Annotated in this window: 14 protein-coding genes; 4 read left to right on the top strand and 10 right to left on the bottom strand. The window is 72.6% G+C overall.

Features of this window, described 5'->3' with window-relative positions:
* Window positions 1-53: 53 nt before the first annotated feature.
* On the bottom strand, window positions 54-1,271 hold the full coding sequence (locus ACFRAC_RS29745; RefSeq protein ID WP_382934657.1) for a saccharopine dehydrogenase family protein: 1,218 nt from the start codon (window positions 1,269-1,271) through the stop codon (window positions 54-56).
* A gap of 108 nt (window positions 1,272-1,379) precedes the next feature.
* Between ACFRAC_RS29745 and ACFRAC_RS29740 the strand changes: the two genes are divergently transcribed.
* Window positions 1,380-2,087, top strand: coding sequence for a TetR/AcrR family transcriptional regulator (locus ACFRAC_RS29740; RefSeq protein WP_382934654.1), 708 nt, complete (start codon window positions 1,380-1,382; stop codon window positions 2,085-2,087).
* Window positions 2,088-2,099: 12 nt separating this feature from the next.
* Here the strand turns inward: ACFRAC_RS29740 and ACFRAC_RS29735 are convergent, their stop codons facing one another.
* The gene (locus ACFRAC_RS29735; RefSeq protein ID WP_382934649.1) at window positions 2,100-3,008 is read right to left on the bottom strand and encodes a LysR family transcriptional regulator ArgP; all 909 of its coding nucleotides are present in this window, start codon (window positions 3,006-3,008) and stop codon (window positions 2,100-2,102) included.
* Window positions 3,009-3,074: 66 nt separating this feature from the next.
* Between ACFRAC_RS29735 and ACFRAC_RS29730 the strand changes: the two genes are divergently transcribed.
* Together ACFRAC_RS29730 and ACFRAC_RS29725 are read left to right on the top strand one after the other, a co-directional pair.
* Window positions 3,075-3,689: a LysE/ArgO family amino acid transporter gene (locus ACFRAC_RS29730; protein ID WP_382934645.1), complete on the top strand. Its 615-nt coding sequence runs from the start codon at window positions 3,075-3,077 to the stop codon at window positions 3,687-3,689.
* A gap of 78 nt (window positions 3,690-3,767) precedes the next feature.
* Window positions 3,768-5,072 carry an MFS transporter gene (locus ACFRAC_RS29725; RefSeq protein ID WP_382934642.1) on the top strand — a complete coding sequence of 435 codons (1,305 nt, stop codon included), beginning with the start codon at window positions 3,768-3,770 and terminating at the stop codon, window positions 5,070-5,072.
* A gap of 3 nt (window positions 5,073-5,075) precedes the next feature.
* On the opposite strand, the gene ACFRAC_RS29720 is transcribed toward ACFRAC_RS29725, so the two are convergent.
* The 5 genes from ACFRAC_RS29720 to ACFRAC_RS29700 all read right to left on the bottom strand — a co-directional run bounded on the left by ACFRAC_RS29720 (window position 5,076) and on the right by ACFRAC_RS29700 (window position 11,949).
* Complete coding sequence (locus ACFRAC_RS29720; RefSeq protein ID WP_382934636.1) at window positions 5,076-5,531, bottom strand: cyclic nucleotide-binding domain-containing protein; 456 nt, start codon at window positions 5,529-5,531, stop codon at window positions 5,076-5,078.
* A gap of 302 nt (window positions 5,532-5,833) precedes the next feature.
* The gene (locus ACFRAC_RS29715) at window positions 5,834-6,055 is read right to left on the bottom strand and encodes a hypothetical protein (RefSeq protein WP_382934633.1); all 222 of its coding nucleotides are present in this window, start codon (window positions 6,053-6,055) and stop codon (window positions 5,834-5,836) included.
* A gap of 33 nt (window positions 6,056-6,088) precedes the next feature.
* Window positions 6,089-8,374 (bottom strand): FUSC family protein, encoded by a 2,286-nt coding sequence (locus ACFRAC_RS29710; protein WP_382934833.1) that lies wholly within the window; start codon window positions 8,372-8,374, stop codon window positions 6,089-6,091.
* A 33-nt stretch (window positions 8,375-8,407) separates the two neighbouring features.
* Entirely contained in the window at window positions 8,408-9,796 is a 1,389-nt protein-coding gene (locus ACFRAC_RS29705) for an NAD(P)/FAD-dependent oxidoreductase (protein WP_382934630.1), read from the bottom strand.
* Window positions 9,797-10,041: 245 nt separating this feature from the next.
* Entirely contained in the window at window positions 10,042-11,949 is a 1,908-nt protein-coding gene (locus tag ACFRAC_RS29700; protein ID WP_382934626.1) for an AMP-dependent synthetase/ligase, read from the bottom strand.
* Window positions 11,950-12,100: 151 nt separating this feature from the next.
* Here ACFRAC_RS29700 and ACFRAC_RS29695 point away from each other — a divergent pair, with 151 nt between their 5' ends.
* Window positions 12,101-12,370, top strand: coding sequence for a DUF6480 family protein (locus tag ACFRAC_RS29695; protein ID WP_382934623.1), 270 nt, complete (start codon window positions 12,101-12,103; stop codon window positions 12,368-12,370).
* Between the two features lie 16 nt (window positions 12,371-12,386).
* On the opposite strand, the gene glgB is transcribed toward ACFRAC_RS29695, so the two are convergent.
* The 3 genes from glgB to ACFRAC_RS29680 all read right to left on the bottom strand — a co-directional run.
* Complete coding sequence (glgB, locus tag ACFRAC_RS29690) at window positions 12,387-14,600, bottom strand: 1,4-alpha-glucan branching enzyme (RefSeq protein WP_382934618.1); 2,214 nt, start codon at window positions 14,598-14,600, stop codon at window positions 12,387-12,389.
* Between the two features lie 3 nt (window positions 14,601-14,603).
* On the bottom strand, window positions 14,604-15,965 hold the full coding sequence (locus ACFRAC_RS29685; protein WP_382934614.1) for a maltokinase: 1,362 nt from the start codon (window positions 15,963-15,965) through the stop codon (window positions 14,604-14,606).
* A 41-nt stretch (window positions 15,966-16,006) separates the two neighbouring features.
* A partial coding sequence (locus ACFRAC_RS29680; RefSeq protein WP_382934611.1) for an alpha-glucosidase C-terminal domain-containing protein occupies window positions 16,007-16,357 on the bottom strand: 351 nt, incomplete at its 5' end.

Below are 16,357 nucleotides of genomic sequence, written 5' to 3'. Positions count from 1 at the left end.
TCGAGTCGCCTGTCGACCCGGAGATGAAACCCCGCGGGGCCCGCCGGATCAGGTCACTGTTCGCGTATGCCCCACGGGGAGCCGTAGGCGGTGAGCAGATCCAGGAACGGCCGGGCCGGGAACGCCTCCGGTCCGAGGACGCCCGCCCCCGACCAGACGCCGGTGGCCAGGAGTTCGAGGGCGACGACCGGGTTGAGGGCCGTCTGCCAGACCACGGCCTGGGAGCCGTACTCCGCCATCGACCACTGGTTGTCGACCACGTGGTACAGGTACACCTCGCGCGGCTCGCCGTCCTTGACGCCCCGCACCCAGGTGCCGGCGCAGGTCTTGCCGTGCATCCGCTCGCCCAGTGTCGCCGGGTCCGGAAGGCACGCGGCCACGACGTCCCGCGGCGAGACCCGCACCGGCCCGTCGGCGCCCGGCACGGTCACCGGCTCGGTCCGGTCCAGCCCCAGCAGGTGCAGCGTCTTGAGGGTGTCCACGAACTCCTGGCCGAGACCGTACTTGAAGGTGACCCGGCGCGCGTCCACCCAGCGCGGCATGAGCAGCACCTCCTCGTGCTCCACGTTCACGCACTCGACCGGGCCGATGCCCTCCGGGAAGTCGAACACCTCGGGCTCGCTGAACGGCGCGGTGGTGAACCAGCCGCGGTCCTTCTCGTAGACGACCGGCGGGTTGAGGCACTCCTCGATGGTGGTCCAGATGCTGAAGGAGGGGGCGAAGTCGTAGCCGTCGACGGTGAGGTTCGCCCCGTCGCGCACCCCGATCTCCTCGATCTCGTCGAAGAGTTCGTCGGCCGCGTACCGGGCGAAGACGTCCGACAGGCCGGGCTCCACGCCCATGCCGACCAGGGCGAGCGCGCCCGCCTTCTCCCAGTCGCCGGCCTGCTCGAACTGGGCGTCCCCGAGCTTGACCCCGCATTCCTCGTACGGGCGGTCGGGGTGCGGCCTCGACAGGGACATCGCCATGTCGACATAGGTGGCCCCGGTGGTGCGCGCGGCCTGGAACAGCGGCATCACGAAACGCGGGTCGGTCGCGTTGAGCAGCACGTCGCAGGCGTGCCGTTCCAGCAGGGCGGCCACGGCCGGCTCGTCGCTCGCGTCGACGCGCTCGGCGCGGAAGCGCGCGTCGCCGTCGAGCGCGGCGACGGCGGCCTCGGCCCGCGCGAGGTCGTAGTCGGCGACGACCATCGCCTCGAAGAAGGGACGCCGGGCGGCGATCCGGGTGATGGCGGTACCCACCCCGCCGGCTCCCACGAGCAGTACACGCATGACAAGACTCCCTCGGCTGGAGGTGGACGAGTGGTGGGGCCCCGGGTGGGATCCAACGCCGCCCCGCCGCGTAAGGTCAATGCCGTTGGCATAAGGATGGAGGACGCGATGCCGAAAGCGGTCGTACCGGAGGAGAAGCGGCGCAGGCGTCGTCCCACCAAGAGCGGCACCGTGCTGTCCGAGCGCCTCATAGTCGACACGGCGCTGCGCATGCTCGCCGAGCACGGCAGCGCCGGACTCACCGCCCGCCGGCTCGGCCTCGCCCTGGACGCCGACCCGAGCACGCTGTACCGCTACTTCCGGGGCATGGACGACCTGACCCTGGCCATCGGCGACGCCCTGATCGGCCGCGCCCTGGAGGGCTGGGAGCCGACGGGGGAGTGGCGCGCCGACCTGCGGACCGTCGGCACCCGTATCCACGCCGCCTACGTCGCCCACCCGCACGCCGCGGTGCTGACCACGAGCCGCGTCACGGGACGGGCCAACGAACTCGCCGCCGACGAGACCGTGCTGGACCTCCTGCGCACGGCCGGCTTCCCGCTTGCCGACACCGTGCGCCTCTACCACGCCTTCATCGACCAGACGCTGGCCTTCGCCGCGCTGGACGCGGCCTCACTGACGCTGCCGAGCGCGTCGCTGCGCGCCGACGAGGAGAAGTGGCGTTCGACGTACGCCCGGCTGCCGCACACCACGCACCCCCGGATCGCCGAGGCGGCGCCGCTGCTGGCCCGGCGCATGGTCACCAGCGCCTATCCGACGGCCCTGGAGATGCTGCTGGACGCGGCGGAGGCCCAGCTCGCCGCCTGCCGCGCCTGACGGCGCGGCTGCTCAGGCGCGCAGCGCCTCGTGGGCGGCGGCCACCACCGCCTCCGTCACCGTGACCAGCGCGGGGGAGTGCAGCTTCCACTGCTGCCAGTACAGCGGCACGTCGACGGGCCGCTCCGGGGCCAGCGAGATCAGGCGTCCCTCCGCCACGAGCGGCTCCGCCTGCACCTCGGGGATCATGCCCCAGCCCAATCCGGCGAGCACGGCGGACAGGAACCCCTCGGAGGTCGGCATCCGGTGCCGCGCAGGACCGGCGTGCCCGGCGCCGCCCCGCAGCCCGCGCACGAAGGCGTCCTGCAGGTCGTCACTGCGGTCGAAGGTCAGCACCGGGGCCCCCGCCAGGGCGTCGGCGAGCGGCCCGGTCAGATACCGTGCGGCGAACTCCGGGCTCGCGGCGGCCAGATACCGCATCCGGCCCAGCGTCCGCACGGAACACCCCGCGACGGGCTCGGCCGAGGACGTCACCGCGGCCATCACCAGGCCCTCCCGCAGCAGGGTCGCCGTCCGGCTCTCGTCCTCCCGGCTCAGCTCGAAGCAGAGCGGCGGCTCCCGGCGCACCCGGGTGAGGGCGGGCAGGAACCAGGTGGCCAGCGAGTCGGCGTTGACCGCGACGGACACCCGCGTCGCCTCGGCGGTCCCGCGCATGCCCAACTCGGCGCGCGCGTCGCGTTCCAGCCGGGCCAGCTGGCGGGCGAACCGGACCACGACCCGGCCGGACTCGGTCGGCCGCACCGGTTTGGACCGTACGAGCAGCACCCGCCCGGTGCGCTGCTCCAGCGCCTTGACCCGCTGGCTCACCGCCGACGGCGTCACATGCAGGGCGGCGGCGGCCGCGTCGAACGTCCCCTCGTCCACCACCGCGAGCAGGGTCCGCACCTGGTCCAGGGGCAGCTCGGTCAGCTCGGTCTTCACGTCGGCTAAGGATACGTAAGAATCCTTAGCTGTACGCCGGGAGATCGCTTGTCTAGCGTCGACGGCATGACCAGCGCCTTGACCACTGCCGTCGCCGGATTCGGCACCGGCCTCTCCCTGATCGTCGCCATCGGCGCGCAGAACGCCTTCGTCCTGCGCCAGGGCATCCGCCGCGACGCCGTCCTCGCCGTCGTCGGCATCTGCGCCCTGTCCGACGCGATCCTGATCGCCCTCGGGGTGGCGGGGGTCGGCGCGGTCGTCGTGGCGTGGCCCGGGGTGCTGACGGCGGTCGCCTGGGTGGGCGGGGTGTTCCTGCTCTGCTACGGCGTCCTGGCCGCCCGCAGGGTGCTGCGGCCGGCCGGCGCCCTGGTCACCGACGGCGACGCGGCGGGCTCACGGCGGCGGGCGGTGCTGACCTGCCTCGCCATGACCTGGCTCAACCCGCACGTCTACCTCGACACCGTGTTCCTGCTCGGCACCATCGCCGCCGACCGGGGCCCGCTGCGCTGGACGTTCGGCCTCGGCGCCGCAGTGGCCAGCCTGTGCTGGTTCGCCGCGCTCGGCTTCGGGGCGCGGCTGCTGAGCCGTCACCTCGCCAAGCCGGGGGCGTGGCGGGTGCTGGACGGGGTGATCGCCGTCACCATGATGGCCCTCGGCGCCTCCCTGATCGCCGGAACCTGAGACGCCGGTCCGAACACCCGGCCGGTGCTGCGATAGTGATCCCCGGACAAAAAGATGTAGCGAGCATCCAGGAAGCCCGTGGACACCAGCGACAGCAGCACCGCACCGCAGGAGAAGGAGCCACCCGCGGTACCCGCCACCCCCCGCGGCTGGCGCCGCTGGGCCATGGACACCCGGCCGCTGCACCGCCCCGCCTACCGGCGGCTGTGGTCGTCCACCATCGTCACGGCCGTCGGCAGCCAGCTCACCGCGGTCGCCGTGCCCAAGCAGGTCTACGACATCACCGGCTCCTCGGCCTGGGTGGGAGCCGCGAGCCTGGCCGGGCTGGTGCCGCTCACGGTGTTCGCGCTGTGGGGCGGCGCGATCGCCGACAGCATGGACCGGCGCAGGCTGCTGCTGATCACCAACAGCGGGATAGCCGTGACCTCGGTGCTGTTCTGGCTCCAGGCCGTCGCCGGGCTGGAGTCGGTCGCCGTGCTGATGGTCCTGCTCGCGCTCCAGCAAGCCTTCTGGGGGCTCAACTCCCCGGCCCGCAACGCCTCGATCGCCCGGCTGGTGCCGGCGGACGAGCTCGCCGCGGCCAACGCCCTCGGCTCGACCGTCATGCAGACCGGGCAGGTCGTCGGACCCCTGCTGGCCGGGGTGCTGATCCCGGTGGTCGGCCTGGCCGAGCTGTACCTGATCGACGCCCTGGCCCTGTGCGTCACGGTGTGGGCGGTGTACCGGCTGCCCGCGCTGCCGCCGCCGCCGCCGACCGCCGCCGTCCGGCGCCGCGCCGGGGTACGCGAGATCGCGGAGGGCTTCCGCTACATCTCGCTGCACAAGGTGCTGCTGCTGTCCTTCCTCGCCGACATCATCGCGATGGTCTTCGGGATGCCCCGCGCGCTGTTCCCGCAGCTGGCGAGCGAGACGTACGGCTCCTCCGGTGAAGGGCTCGCGCTCGGCCTGCTGTTCGCGGCCATCCCGATCGGCGCGGTGGCCGGCGGGCTGTTCTCCGGCACCTTCTCGCGGGCCCGCCGGCACGGCTGGATGGTGATCGGCTCGGTCGTCGCCTGGGGGCTGGCCGTCACCGGCTTCGGGCTCAGCTCCAGCCTGTGGCTCGCGGTGGTGTTCCTGGCCCTGGCCGGGGTGGCGGACATGGTGTCCATGGTGTTCCGCGGGGCCATCCTGCTGTCCGCCGCCAGCGACGAGATGCGCGGCCGGATGCAGGGCGTGTTCACGGTCGTCGTCGCGGGCGGCCCGCGCCTGGCCGACGTCCTGCACGGCACGGCGGGCTCGGCGTTCGGCGCGCGCACCGCGACGGCCGGGGGCGGCCTGCTCGTCGTCGTCCTCATGCTGGGCCTGGCCGCGGCGGTGCCGGCCCTGCGCCGCTACCGCGTCTGACGCTCAGTACACGCTGCGCCACGTCTGCGCGTGCCGCTCCATGAGCTGCCCGCGGGTCATCTCCAGACGGTGCGCGAGGATCTCGGCCACGTACCGCACCAGGGTCAGTCCGAGCGCGGTGTCCTCGTCGCACAGCCGCAGCACCGCGGCCGCCTCGAACTCGTACGCCCGCACCGGGCTGAAGGCCTCCGCGCCGAAGTCCCAGAGGTACGGCGGGAACAGCCACGACCAGCCGAGCAGGTCGCCCGCGCCGAGACTCGCGACGGTGATCCGCTGCGTCGGTGCCACCCGCTGGTCCAGGGTGACGGCGCCCGAGCGGATGACCCAGAAGCGGTCAGCCGTACCACCGGACTCGAAGATGCGGGTGTCCTCCGGGAAGGAGGTCTCCCGGGCGAGCGTCATCAGGCGCTGACGCTGGGGCGGTGGAAGGGCGGTCAGCAGTTTGATCGCTTTGGTCATGGCACGGGGCTCCTCACCGACGACAGGCATTCCGGTGTCTCCCTGCGTCCATTGGAGCGGCTGCGGCGGCCGGGGGCACCTCGGCGGCGGGCGGCTTTGGCCGGTGGCCCGTGCGGCCGGGTCGCCGCGGGCATGAAAAAGCCCTGGCTGGACGGGGGAGGCCAGCCAGGGCCGTTGATGGTGGTTCACGGGGGACGGATTCGGTCGACCCCGTGACCACTATGGATGAACCTTAAACCATTCGGTCGGCGTCTCGGTAATCGAGACGGGGGTACGTGACCCGTTTCACTCCAGTCGATGTTTCACGGGTGATCGGCGTGTTTCCCGGGGGTCAGGATCTCGTCCAGCACGGCGAGGACCGTCTCGTACGTCAGCGTCCGCACGGCGGCGTCCCGCGCCCCCTCGGGATCGGTGGCGCGCAACTCCTCGCTCCGCCCCCGCCACGTCCGCTCCTCCTGACGGGCCCAAGCCCGCGCGCGCTGCATCCGCCGCAACAGTTCGTCTGAGTCCACGACATCGGTCATGTACGTCGCCTACCCAGCCCGGGCCCGATGCGCTCATCCCTCCGACGCCTTCACGGGCACGTCCAGTGGACGGGCCAGACCGGTGACGGCCTCGTCCAGACGCTGCAGAGGCCGCAGCACGTGCTCGGTGACCCGGCCCTGCCCCCGCGCGCTCGGCGCGCTCGGCCCCAGCAGGGAGGCGATGCTCGGGCCGGTCTCGATGGTGGCACCGGCGTGCTCGTCGGTGACGTGCGCGGTGATCGCCTCCAGGTTGCGCCAGATCCGGCCCGTCGCGCCGCGCAGCCGGGGATCGGCCGTGATCGACGGACGGGTGAGCAGCAGTTCGGCCGTCGCAGCCAGGGTGCGCGCGTGGTACGCGGACGTCTCCAGCAGCGCGACGACATAACGGGCGGTCTCCCTGCGGGCCCGCAGCGGCGTCGCCGGGTGCGTCAGCGGCTGGACGGCGGACCGCAGATCGGCCAGCGCCTGGTCCAGGTCGCGGGCCTGCTCCATCAGGTCCCCGGGCGGCCCGCCGCTGAGCTGGTCCACGGCGCTGTTCGTGACCTCCCCGAGCCGCCGCAGCACCGTGGCGAGCAGCTCGTTGGTCCGCCGGTCGGTCCGCACCGGCAGCACGAACGCCGCCGCGATCAACCCGCAGGCCGCGCCGAGCGCCGTCTCCTCGATCCGCAGCACGAGCACCGACAGGCTGTAGGTGTGCAGCAGGGTGTAGAGCAGCCCCAGCGCCGCCGTCACGAAGAACGACGACAGCGTGTACGACAGCGGCGCCGAGTAGAACATCGCGAACACGAACAGCAGCACCAGCGCGAACGCCGTACCGGTGTGGTGCCCGACCGCCCCCGCCAGCACGATGCCCGCCAGCACTCCCAGCACCGTGCCGACCAGCCGGCGCGAGCCCTTGACCAGGATCTCGCCCGTGGAGGCGGTGTTGAAGAACACGATCCAGCACGTCAGCACCGCCCAGTACCAGCGGTCCCGCGACAGCAGCTCGCCGCCGACGATGGCCAGCAGCGACCCCACCGCGACCTGCACGGCGGCCCGCGTGGTGCGCCGCTCCAGCCCCGTGGCCTCCTCCTCTTCCTCCGCGTCGAGGACGGCGTCCTCCGCGTCCAGCTCCTCACGGGACCGCGCCGTCGCCGGGGAGTCGTCCGACTCGTCCCGGGCCCCGCCCAGCGCGATCCGCAGACCGAGGACCGCCCGCGCGGTCTCGCCGACGGCCCGGAAGGCGTCCTGCACGGCCGGGGACGCGACGGGCACGTTCTCCTCGTCGCGGTAGCCGAGGAGCCGGTTGCGCAGCTGGGCCACGCCGGTCCCGCCGGCCGCCTCCACCGGGCGCAGCACCAGCACCCGCAGCGCGTCCAGGTCGCGGCGCAGCGCCGTCGTCGCCTCCTCCCGCACCGGCTGCCGGCCGCCCGACGGCACCGGCGCCCCCGGCAGGTGCAGGGCCAGCGTGTCCACCCGCTCGGCGCCGCGCGCCCGCAGCAGCGCCAGGCCCAGCCGCTCGGCGGCGATCTCGGCGTCCGCGATGCGCCGCTGCACGAGCCGGGCCACCGCCTCGTCGGCGGTCCCGTCCGCCAGCCGTCCCTGGATCAGCAGCGCCGTCTCGTGCAGCCGCGCGGTGCCCTCCCGCACCCGCCGCAGCGCCCGGTCCGCCTCGTCGGGTCCGGCGTCGAGCAGGTCGAGCTGCGCCGACAGCAGCTGGGCCATCCGGGCCCTGAAGGCGCTTCGCAGCCGTTCCAGCACGCCGACCGGCGTCTCCGGGACCAGGGCGAACCGCATCAGCGCACTGCACCCGAAGGCGACGGCGGCCGCGGCGTACATCTGGGGCAGCCCCTCGGGGGTGGCCCCGACGAAGAGGGCCACGAAGTACGTCTGGAAGCCGATCAGGCCCAGCCCGGTGCCCCGGTCGCCGAACCTGCGCCCGTAGACGGCACAGAAGATCAACGCGACGAAGACGAGGTCGCCGAGCACCACCCGGTGGTGCAGCAGCGACGCCAGTGTCATCGACGCCAGCGTCACCGGCAGACCGAGGGCCAGGGTGACCGCCTGCCGGGAGCGCTGCTTCTCACGGATGGCGAAGGTGGAGACCATCGCCACCAGCGCCCCCGTCACCAGGTGCGGCAGATCGGTGCCGAGGACGGCGAGCACGGCGACCGTCAGGGCGATCGACCCCACCGTCCGCACGGCCGCCGCCAGCCTCAGCAGGCCGGGGTCCGAGGCCGCGACACGGTCCCTCAGCCGCGCCCGGACCGTCTCCTCCGCCGCCCTCACACCGTCCCACTCACGTGCCCGCCCCCGCCCGGGGGGTGTCTCGCCGATCATGCCGTACGGCAGGTGGGACTTCGCGGACACGTCCTAGCACGTGCCGGCGCTTCCGCCCCCGTCCTGCGCGGCGATCTGCTTCTTGAGCTGTTCCGGCGTCAGATACGCGTGGGTGAACTCGAAGTCCTTCAGCTTGGCGGGCCTGCGCGCCTGGAACCCGGTGCGCACGAAGTCGTCGCCCGCGATGGCGTTCAGCACCCAGTTCGTCATGACGCGGGCCTTGGCGACGTTGGTGCGCAGGGCCGACCAGTGGTAGGCGCGGGCCACCACCACCGCGGGCAGTCCCTTCAGCTCCACCCCGAGCGGCTTGGCGACGCCGTCGAAGCCGCCGAGGTCGACGACCAGGCCGAGGTCCTTGTGCTCGTACGGCCGCAGAGGCCGGCTGCGCATGGCGGCGATGACGTTGTCGGCGGCGACCTTGCCCTGACGCATGGCGTGCTGGGCGGTGGGCGGGCACACCGCGCCCTCCTGGTCCTTGGCCACGTCCGGCACCGCGGCGGCGTCGCCGAGCGCGAAGACGCCGTCGTGCCCGGGCAGCCGCATCTCGGACGTCACCGCGAGCCGGCCGCGGACGGTCTCCGCGCCGAGCGTGGCGATCAGCGGGCTGGCGACGACACCGGCGGTCCAGATCAGCGTGTGCGTGGGCACCACCCGGCCGTCGGTGAAGGTGACCTCCTCCGCTCCGGCCTTCGCGATGGACACGCCGAGGGAGATCTCGATGCCACGCTTGCGCAGGATCTCCTGCGCGTCCCGGCCCAGCTTGTCGCCGAGTTCGGGCATCAGCTTCGGCGCGATGTCGATCAGGTGCCACTTGATCAGGCGCGGGTCGAGCCGCGGATAGCGCTTGACCGCGTTGTGGGTCAGCATCTGCAGGCAGGCCGCCGTCTCGGTGCCGGCGTACCCGCCGCCGACCACGACGAACTGGAGCCGGGCCGCCCGCTCGGCGGGGTCCTGGCAGGCGTCGGCGAGGTCGAGCTGCGAGATGACGTGGTCGCGCAGATAGGCGGCCTCCGCCAGCGTCTTCATACCGAACGCGTGGTCGGCGAGCCCCGGGATGTCGAAGGTGCGCGTGACACTGCCGGGCGCCAGCACGATGTAGTCGTACGGCTCGTTCACGATGCGGTCGGTGATGGTGCGCACGACGCACACCTTGGACGCGAGGTCCACCCCGATGGCGCCGCCGGGGATGATCCGGGTGCGGTACCTGCGGCTGCGGCGCAGCGACAGGGCGATGGACTGCGGGGTCAGCACACCGGAGGCCACCTGGGGCAGCAACGGCAGATAGAGCTGGAACGAGTACGGGGTCACCAGGGTGATCTCGGCCTCGTCGGGAGAGAGCCTGCGTTCGAGCCGGCGTACGCATCCGACTCCCGCGAAGCCTGCGCCAACCACGAGGATCCTGGGTCGTGTCACGCTGATCATCCCTTCTGCGGCTCCAGGCGGTCTGCCTCGATGTCGTTCGCCTGCCCCTGAATCGCCGCGTCGCACGCCTCGATCCCATCGCGCCACGGGGCGTTCCGCCAGCCGGGAGCGGCCGGCGGATGAACACGTCGCCGCCACCAGTGCCCCGGCCCGGGCGCCCGTACACCGGTTCGGCGGGCAAAGACCGGAACGCGGCGCCTCTCGACGGTCACGGCCCCGCCCTCTCCGAGCGGTCCTCCCGTCGCTCAGCCGAACACGCTGTCGCCGTCGTCCCAGTGCGCCACGTCGTCCGACAGATGCTCCCGGGGCATCCGCGACCGCGCCTGGTACATGGCGTTGATCTGCGCCTCGTAGTGCCGCACGATCGCGTCCCGGCGCAGCTTCATCGACGGTGTCAGCAGACCGCTGGCCACGTCGAACGGCTCCGGCAGCACCCGGAACACCCGGATCGACTCCGGACGCGACACCGCGCTGTTGGCGGCGGCCACCGCCCTGCCGATCTCCTCCCGCAGCGCGTTCTCCTCACGGGCCTCGCGGGCCCGGGCGTCGCTGCGGGCCGCCAGGGAGTCCCGCCAGAACGCCAGGAACTCCGGGTCCAGGGTGATCAGCGCCCCGACGCAGGGCCGGTTGTCGCCCACCACCACGGCCTGGTGGACCAGGGGATGCTGCCGCAGCCGCTGCTCCAGGATCGCCGGCGAGACGCTCTTGCCGCTGCTCGTGATGATGACGTCCTTCTTGCGGCCCGTGATCGTCAGATAGCCGTCGGAGTCCAGCCGTCCGAGGTCACCGGTCGCCAGCCAGCCGCCGCGCAGCGCCTCCCGCGTCGCCGCCTCGTTGTTGACGTATCCCTGGAACACCGAGGGCCCGCGCACCAGGATCTCCCCGTCGTCGGCCACCCTGATGTCCACGCCCGGCAGGGCCTGGCCCACCGTGCCCGACATCTCCCGGCCCAGCGGCTGCGCGGTCACCCCGCCGCAGGTCTCGGTCAGGCCGTAGCCGTCGTTCACGTAGATGCCGATGCCCTCGTAGAACAGCGACAGTTCACGGTTGAGGGGGGAACCGCCGGAGGTCGCCCGGCACACCCGGCCGCCCAGCGCCTCCCGCAGCTTGCGGTACACCGTGCGCTCGTACAGGGCGTGCTGCAGCCGCAGGTCGAAGCCGGGGCCGGGGCCGCCGCCCAGGCGCTGACGCTCCAGCGCCGCGGCGAAGTCCCGCGCGGTGTCCGCGGCCCGCTCGAACAGGGCGCCGCGGCCGGACTGCTGCGCCGTGCGCAGGAAGTTCTTGTAGATCTTCTCGAAGATCGACGGAACGGCCGTGAAGTACGTCGGCCGGAACGTCCGCAGCGCCGAGGCGAGCGCGTCCCCGCTGAGATCCGGCTCGTGCCCCATCAGCATCCCGCCGCGGACGCACAGGCCCTGCACCAGCAGCCCGTACACATGGGAGAACGGCAGGAAGGCGAGGACCGAGCCGCGCCGCTCGCCGGGCGGGACGACCGTGTGGCCCCAGCCCGCCAGGAGCGTGTCACAGGGGCTCGCCAGACCCCGGTGGCTGAGCGCGCAGCCCAGCGGGCGGCCCGTCGTCCCGGAGGTGTACATGATCGCCGCGGTGGAGTCCGGCAGCACGATGCGGCGCAGCGACTCGACGGTCGCGAACGGCACGAACTCGCCCGCCGCGACGAGCTGCTGGAGCCCGCCGGCGTCCAGCTGCCACACGTGCCGCAGCTTGGGCAGCGTCCCGCAGACCGACCCGACCGTCATGATCGCCTGCTCGTCCTCGACCACCACGGCCACGCACTCGGCGTCCCGGAGGATCCACTCGACCTGGTCGCGCGACGACGTCGGGTAGATCGGCACCACCTCGGCGCCCACCGCCCACAGCGCGTAGCTGAACACCGTCCACTCGTAGCGGGTGCGCGCCATCACGGCGACGCGGTGGCCGGGGGAAATGCCGGACGCGATCAGGCCCTTGGCGAGGGCGGTGACCTCGTCGCGGACCTCCACGGCGGTCACCTCCTCCCAGGTGGCGGCGGAGGGGTGGGGGCGGCGCGCGAGCAACGTGAGCGTGGGATCGGCGGCGGCCGTCTCGAAGAGGCTGTCGGCGAGCCCTCCTGTCAGCGGCCGTACGGGCGGGGGAGCGAGGCCGAGATCGCGCATGCGCTGCTCCTGATATGTACCGGGTGTGACACCACCGATGATTTCTGTTATCGGCGTCGCCCGAATCTAGCCCAGCAGGGAGCGCGCGGTGCCCTGATCTGACAATTGACGTCGTTCGGTGATCTCGGCCGTGAGGGGGAACCCGGGGCGCATGACACATGCGACCCCCCAACCCGATTCGGAACCGGGCCGGCGCCCGAACCCCGACCCGGAGCCCGAGCGCACCACGGGCCTCGAACCGGGTGGTTCCGTGCCGCCCGGCGAGACCCCGCCCGCGGAGAGCAGCATGTCCGGCGCCGGCCCCCGTGAGACCCACAACCCGCCCACCGGCTGGGCGAAGGCCCCGCTGGCCCTGATCCTCGTCGTCACGGCCCTGATCTCCGCGTTCTTCCTCGTCTACGCCCTGATCCTGATCTTCTGACCCGGACCGGGACCCGTCACAGACCCGGCGTGAACCACACCGTGGCCAGGGGAGGCAGCGTCAGCCGCAGCCGCCCGTCCTCCGGCTTGAGCGGGCCGGGGTGGGTGACACCGCTGCCGCCGTACCGGGCGGCGTCGGTGTTCAGGGTCTCCTGCCACGCCGTGACGTGGTCGGGGACCCACAGACCGTAGTCGTGCCGGACCACGGGCGAGAAGTTGGAGACGCAGAACAGCGGAACACCCTCGGCGTCGTAGCGCAGGAACGCGAAGACGTTGTCGTCGGCGGCGTCCCCCAGCGACCACTGGAAGCCACCGGGGTCGGTGTCGCGCTGCCACAGCGCCGGGGTCGCCTGGTACGCGGTGTTGAGATCGCGGACCAGATCGCGCATCCCCCGGTGGTCGCCGGCCGAGGCGTACCCGGGATCGAGCAGCCACCACTCCGGGCCGTGCGCCTCCGACCACTCCGCGCCCTGCGCGAACTCCTGCCCCATGAAGAGCAGCTGCTTGCCGGGGTGCGCCCACATGAAGCCCAGGTACGCGCGATGGTTCGCCCGGCGCTGCCACCAGTCGCCCGGCATCTTCGACACCAGCGCCTGCTTGCCGTGCACGACTTCGTCGTGGGAGATCGGCAGGACGTAGTTCTCGCTGTAGGCGTACACCATCGAGAACGTCATCTCGTTGTGGTGGTACTTGCGGTGCACCGGCTCCTTGGCGATGTACTCCAGCGAGTCGTGCATCCAGCCCATGTTCCACTTCAGCCCGAAGCCCAGCCCGCCGCTGTCCGTCGGCCGGGTCACGCCCTCCCAGGCCGTCGACTCCTCGGCGATCGTGACGACCCCCGGATTGCGCCGGTACACGGTCGCGTTCATCTCCTGGAGGAACGCCTTCGCGGCCAGGTCCTCCCGCCCGCCCAAGGCGTTCGGCGCCCACTGCCCGGACTCGCGTGAGTAGTCCAGGTAGAGCATCGAGGCGACCGCGTCGACCCGCAGCCCGTCGATGTGGAACTCCTCGCACCAGTACGTGGCGTTCGCGACCAGGAAGTTGCGCACCTCGGTACGCCCGAAGTCGAACTCGAGGGTCCCCCAGTCGGGGTGCTCGGCCCGCCTGGCGTCCCCGGGCTCGTACAGCGGGTCCCCGTCGAACCGGGCCAGCGCCCAGTCGTCCTTGGGGAAGTGCGCGGGGACCCAGTCCATGATCACGCCGATGCCGGCCCTGTGCAGCGAGTCGACCAGGTACTTGAAGTCGTCGGGACTGCCGAGCCGGGACATGGGCGCGTAGAACCCGGTGACCTGGTAGCCCCAGGACCCGGCGAACGGGTGCTGCGCCACCGGCATGAACTCGACGTGCGTGAATCCGAGGTCGGCGACATACGCGGGCAGCTGCTCGGCGAGCTGACGGTAGGTCAGCCCCGGTCGCCAGGACGGCAGGTGCACCTCGTACACGGACAGCGGGGCCTCGTGCACCGGGATGTCGCCGCGGTGCGCCATCCACCGGGCGTCGCCCCACTCGTACCGCGAGGCGTGCACGACGGACGCCGTGTCCGGCGGCACCTCCGCGCACCGCGCCATCGGGTCGGCCTTGAGGAAGCGGTGCCCGTACCGGGAGGTGATCTCGAACTTGTACCGGGTGCCCTCGCCGATGCCCGGCAGGAACAGCTCCCACACCCCGGACGCGCCGAGGGACCGCATCGGGAACGCCGTCCCGTCCCAGTGGCAGAAGTCCCCGGCGACCCGCACGCCCCGCGCGTTCGGCGCCCAGACCGTGAAGCGGGTGCCGCGCACGCCCTGGTGCTCCATGGGCTCGGCGCCGAGCGCCTTCCACAGCTCCTCGTGCCGGCCCTCCCGGATGAGGTGGAGGTCGAGTTCGCCCAGGGCAGGCAGGAAGCGGTACGGGTCGTGCACCTCGTGCTCGTCGCCGCCGTCCTCCTGGTACGACACCAGCAGCGTGTACGCGGGGATCCGGGGCAGCGGCAGCAGCGCGGAGAACAGTCCGCCGCCCTCCGAGACCAGCGCGGTGCGCTCGCCGTCCACCAGGACGCTCACCGCCCGCGCGAACGGGCGGAGCGCGCGCACCGCGATCCCACCGGGGACGGGATGGGCCCCGAGCAGGGCGTGCGGATCGTGGTGGGTGCCCGCCAGCAGGCGGTCACGGTCGCCGGGATCCAGGGCCGGAGCGGTCACGCTCCGACCGGCTCCGGCCGACTCGGGGCGCGAGGTCTCGTGCAGGGCCATCGGTCAGGCTCCTCTCACGGCGAGGCGTTCGATCGCCGCCATGGGTACGGGCAACCAGTCGGGTCGGTGCCGGGCTTCGTACAGCACCTCGTACACGGCGCGGTCGGTCTCGTAGGCACGGAGCAGTCCGTGCTTCTTGCGCGGGTCCCACCCGGCGAGCGAGGCGTAGCCCGCGCAGTAGGCCTCGCGGCAGCGGCGCGCCCACTCCGGGCGCCACGGCCGGCGCTGCCGGGCGGCGTAGTCGAAGGAGCGCAGCATCCCGGCGATGTCCCGCACCGGGGAGTGCACGCCCCGCCGCTCGGCGAGCGGGCGTGACGGCTCGCCCTCGAAGTCGATGACGAACCACTCGCGCCCCGCCCGCAGCACCTGACCCAGATGCAGGTCACCGTGGATGCGCTGGTCCGGCGGGCCCGGGTCGCAGCCGGCGAGCGCGCCGAAGGCCATGCGCAGCCCGGGGACATGGGGCTGGAGCGCGGGCACGAAGTGCGCGGCGAGTTCCAGCCGTTCGGTCATGGCGGCCGCCATCCGGCCGTTCTCGCCGTGCGCGCGGGACGGGAACGCCGACGCCAGCGCCAGGTGCACCTCGGCCGTCGCCCGGCCCAGCTGGCGCGCCTCGGCGGTGAAGTCGTCACCGGAGGCGAGCGCGGCCAGCGCCAGCGTCCAGCCGTCGGAGGCGTCCCGCAGGAACGGCTGGAGCACCCCGAGCGTGGCCTCCCAGGGGCTCGTCGTACGGAACCAGGCGACCGGGGCCGGCACCCGCCGGCAGCCCTGCCCGGCCAGCGCACCGGACAGCTCCAGATCGGGGTTGACCCCGGGCTGAATGCGCCGGAACAGCTTCAGGATGAACGCGTCGCCGTACACCAGCGAGGAGTTGGACTGCTCGGCGTCCAGCAGCCGGGGCACGAGACCGGCCGGCACCGGCACGGAAGGATCGCCCTCGAAGCGCAGTGGACCGGCCTCCCCGGGATGCCGCAGCCGCTCCAGCAGCAGCTGGGCCGACCGGGGGTTCTGGAGGGCGTCGAAGACCGTCATCCCGGCCAGCGGTCCTTCGGGAGCCTGGCCGATCAGCGCCCGGCCGAGCCGCGGCGACGGGTGCTCCCGTACGCCGAGCAGCAGCTGGTAGCAGTCACCGGCCGGCTGGGCGCCGCCGGGTGAGGGGACGGCCGAGTGGCCGGCGTGCACCAGCAGGTGCAGACAGCCGGGGAAGAGCTCGGTCATGGACAGCAGGACGAGGTCCGTGACGGGCCGGTCCTTGCCGGCGAACCAGCGCTGCCGCGGCAGCCATTCGCGCAGCAGGCCGGAGAGCGACGCCATGGGGCCGGCGTCGGTCGTACGGCCCGGTCGGGCGGTTGCGGTCTTCTGCATGGTGACGCGTCCTTTCCCCGGCAGTCGCTCGAAGCTCAGGTTCAAGATCGTCTGCCGATGCGGGATGCGACTCGGGTGAGCCGGAACCAGTAGAAGCCGTGGCCCCCGAGGGTCAGCAGATACGGCAGCTCGCCGATGGCGGGGAAGCGCACGCCGCCGAACAGCTCGACGGGGATGCGTCCGTTGAACTCGCGCAGGTCGAGTTCGGTGGGCTGCGAGAAGCGGGCGAAGTTGTGGACGCAGAGCACGAGGTCGTCCTCGTACTCGCGCAGGAACGCGATCACCGCCGGGTTCGAGGACTGGAGCTCGGTGTAGGAGCCGAGTCCGAAGGCGGGGTTCTGCTTGCGGATCTCGATCATGCGCCGGGTCCAGTGCAGCAGCGAGGACGGCGA

It is taken from the genome of Streptomyces sp. NPDC056628 (genome assembly GCF_042792555.1).
Lineage (GTDB): Bacteria > Actinomycetota > Actinomycetes > Streptomycetales > Streptomycetaceae > Streptomyces.
This window is presented reverse-complemented; position numbering and strand designations above follow the sequence as displayed.

What these genes read in the sequence shown, in the direction of transcription:
- ACFRAC_RS29745 (WP_382934657.1), bottom strand. Translation starts at nt 1,271, where the DNA reads ATGCGTGTACTGCTCGTGGGAGCCGGCGGGGTGGGTACCGCCATCACC.
- ACFRAC_RS29740 (WP_382934654.1), top strand. Translation starts at nt 1,380, where the DNA reads ATGCCGAAAGCGGTCGTACCGGAGGAGAAGCGGCGCAGGCGTCGTCCC.
- ACFRAC_RS29730 (WP_382934645.1), top strand. Translation starts at nt 3,075, where the DNA reads ATGACCAGCGCCTTGACCACTGCCGTCGCCGGATTCGGCACCGGCCTC.
- ACFRAC_RS29720 (WP_382934636.1), bottom strand. Translation starts at nt 5,531, where the DNA reads ATGACCAAAGCGATCAAACTGCTGACCGCCCTTCCACCGCCCCAGCGT.
- ACFRAC_RS29715 (WP_382934633.1), bottom strand. Translation starts at nt 6,055, where the DNA reads ATGACCGATGTCGTGGACTCAGACGAACTGTTGCGGCGGATGCAGCGC.
- ACFRAC_RS29710 (WP_382934833.1), bottom strand. Translation starts at nt 8,374, where the DNA reads ATGATCGGCGAGACACCCCCCGGGCGGGGGCGGGCACGTGAGTGGGAC.
- ACFRAC_RS29705 (WP_382934630.1), bottom strand. Translation starts at nt 9,796, where the DNA reads ATGATCAGCGTGACACGACCCAGGATCCTCGTGGTTGGCGCAGGCTTC.
- ACFRAC_RS29700 (WP_382934626.1), bottom strand. Translation starts at nt 11,949, where the DNA reads ATGCGCGATCTCGGCCTCGCTCCCCCGCCCGTACGGCCGCTGACAGGA.
- ACFRAC_RS29695 (WP_382934623.1), top strand. Translation starts at nt 12,101, where the DNA reads ATGACACATGCGACCCCCCAACCCGATTCGGAACCGGGCCGGCGCCCG.
- glgB (WP_382934618.1), bottom strand. Translation starts at nt 14,600, where the DNA reads ATGGCCCTGCACGAGACCTCGCGCCCCGAGTCGGCCGGAGCCGGTCGG.
- ACFRAC_RS29685 (WP_382934614.1), bottom strand. Translation starts at nt 15,965, where the DNA reads ATGCAGAAGACCGCAACCGCCCGACCGGGCCGTACGACCGACGCCGGC.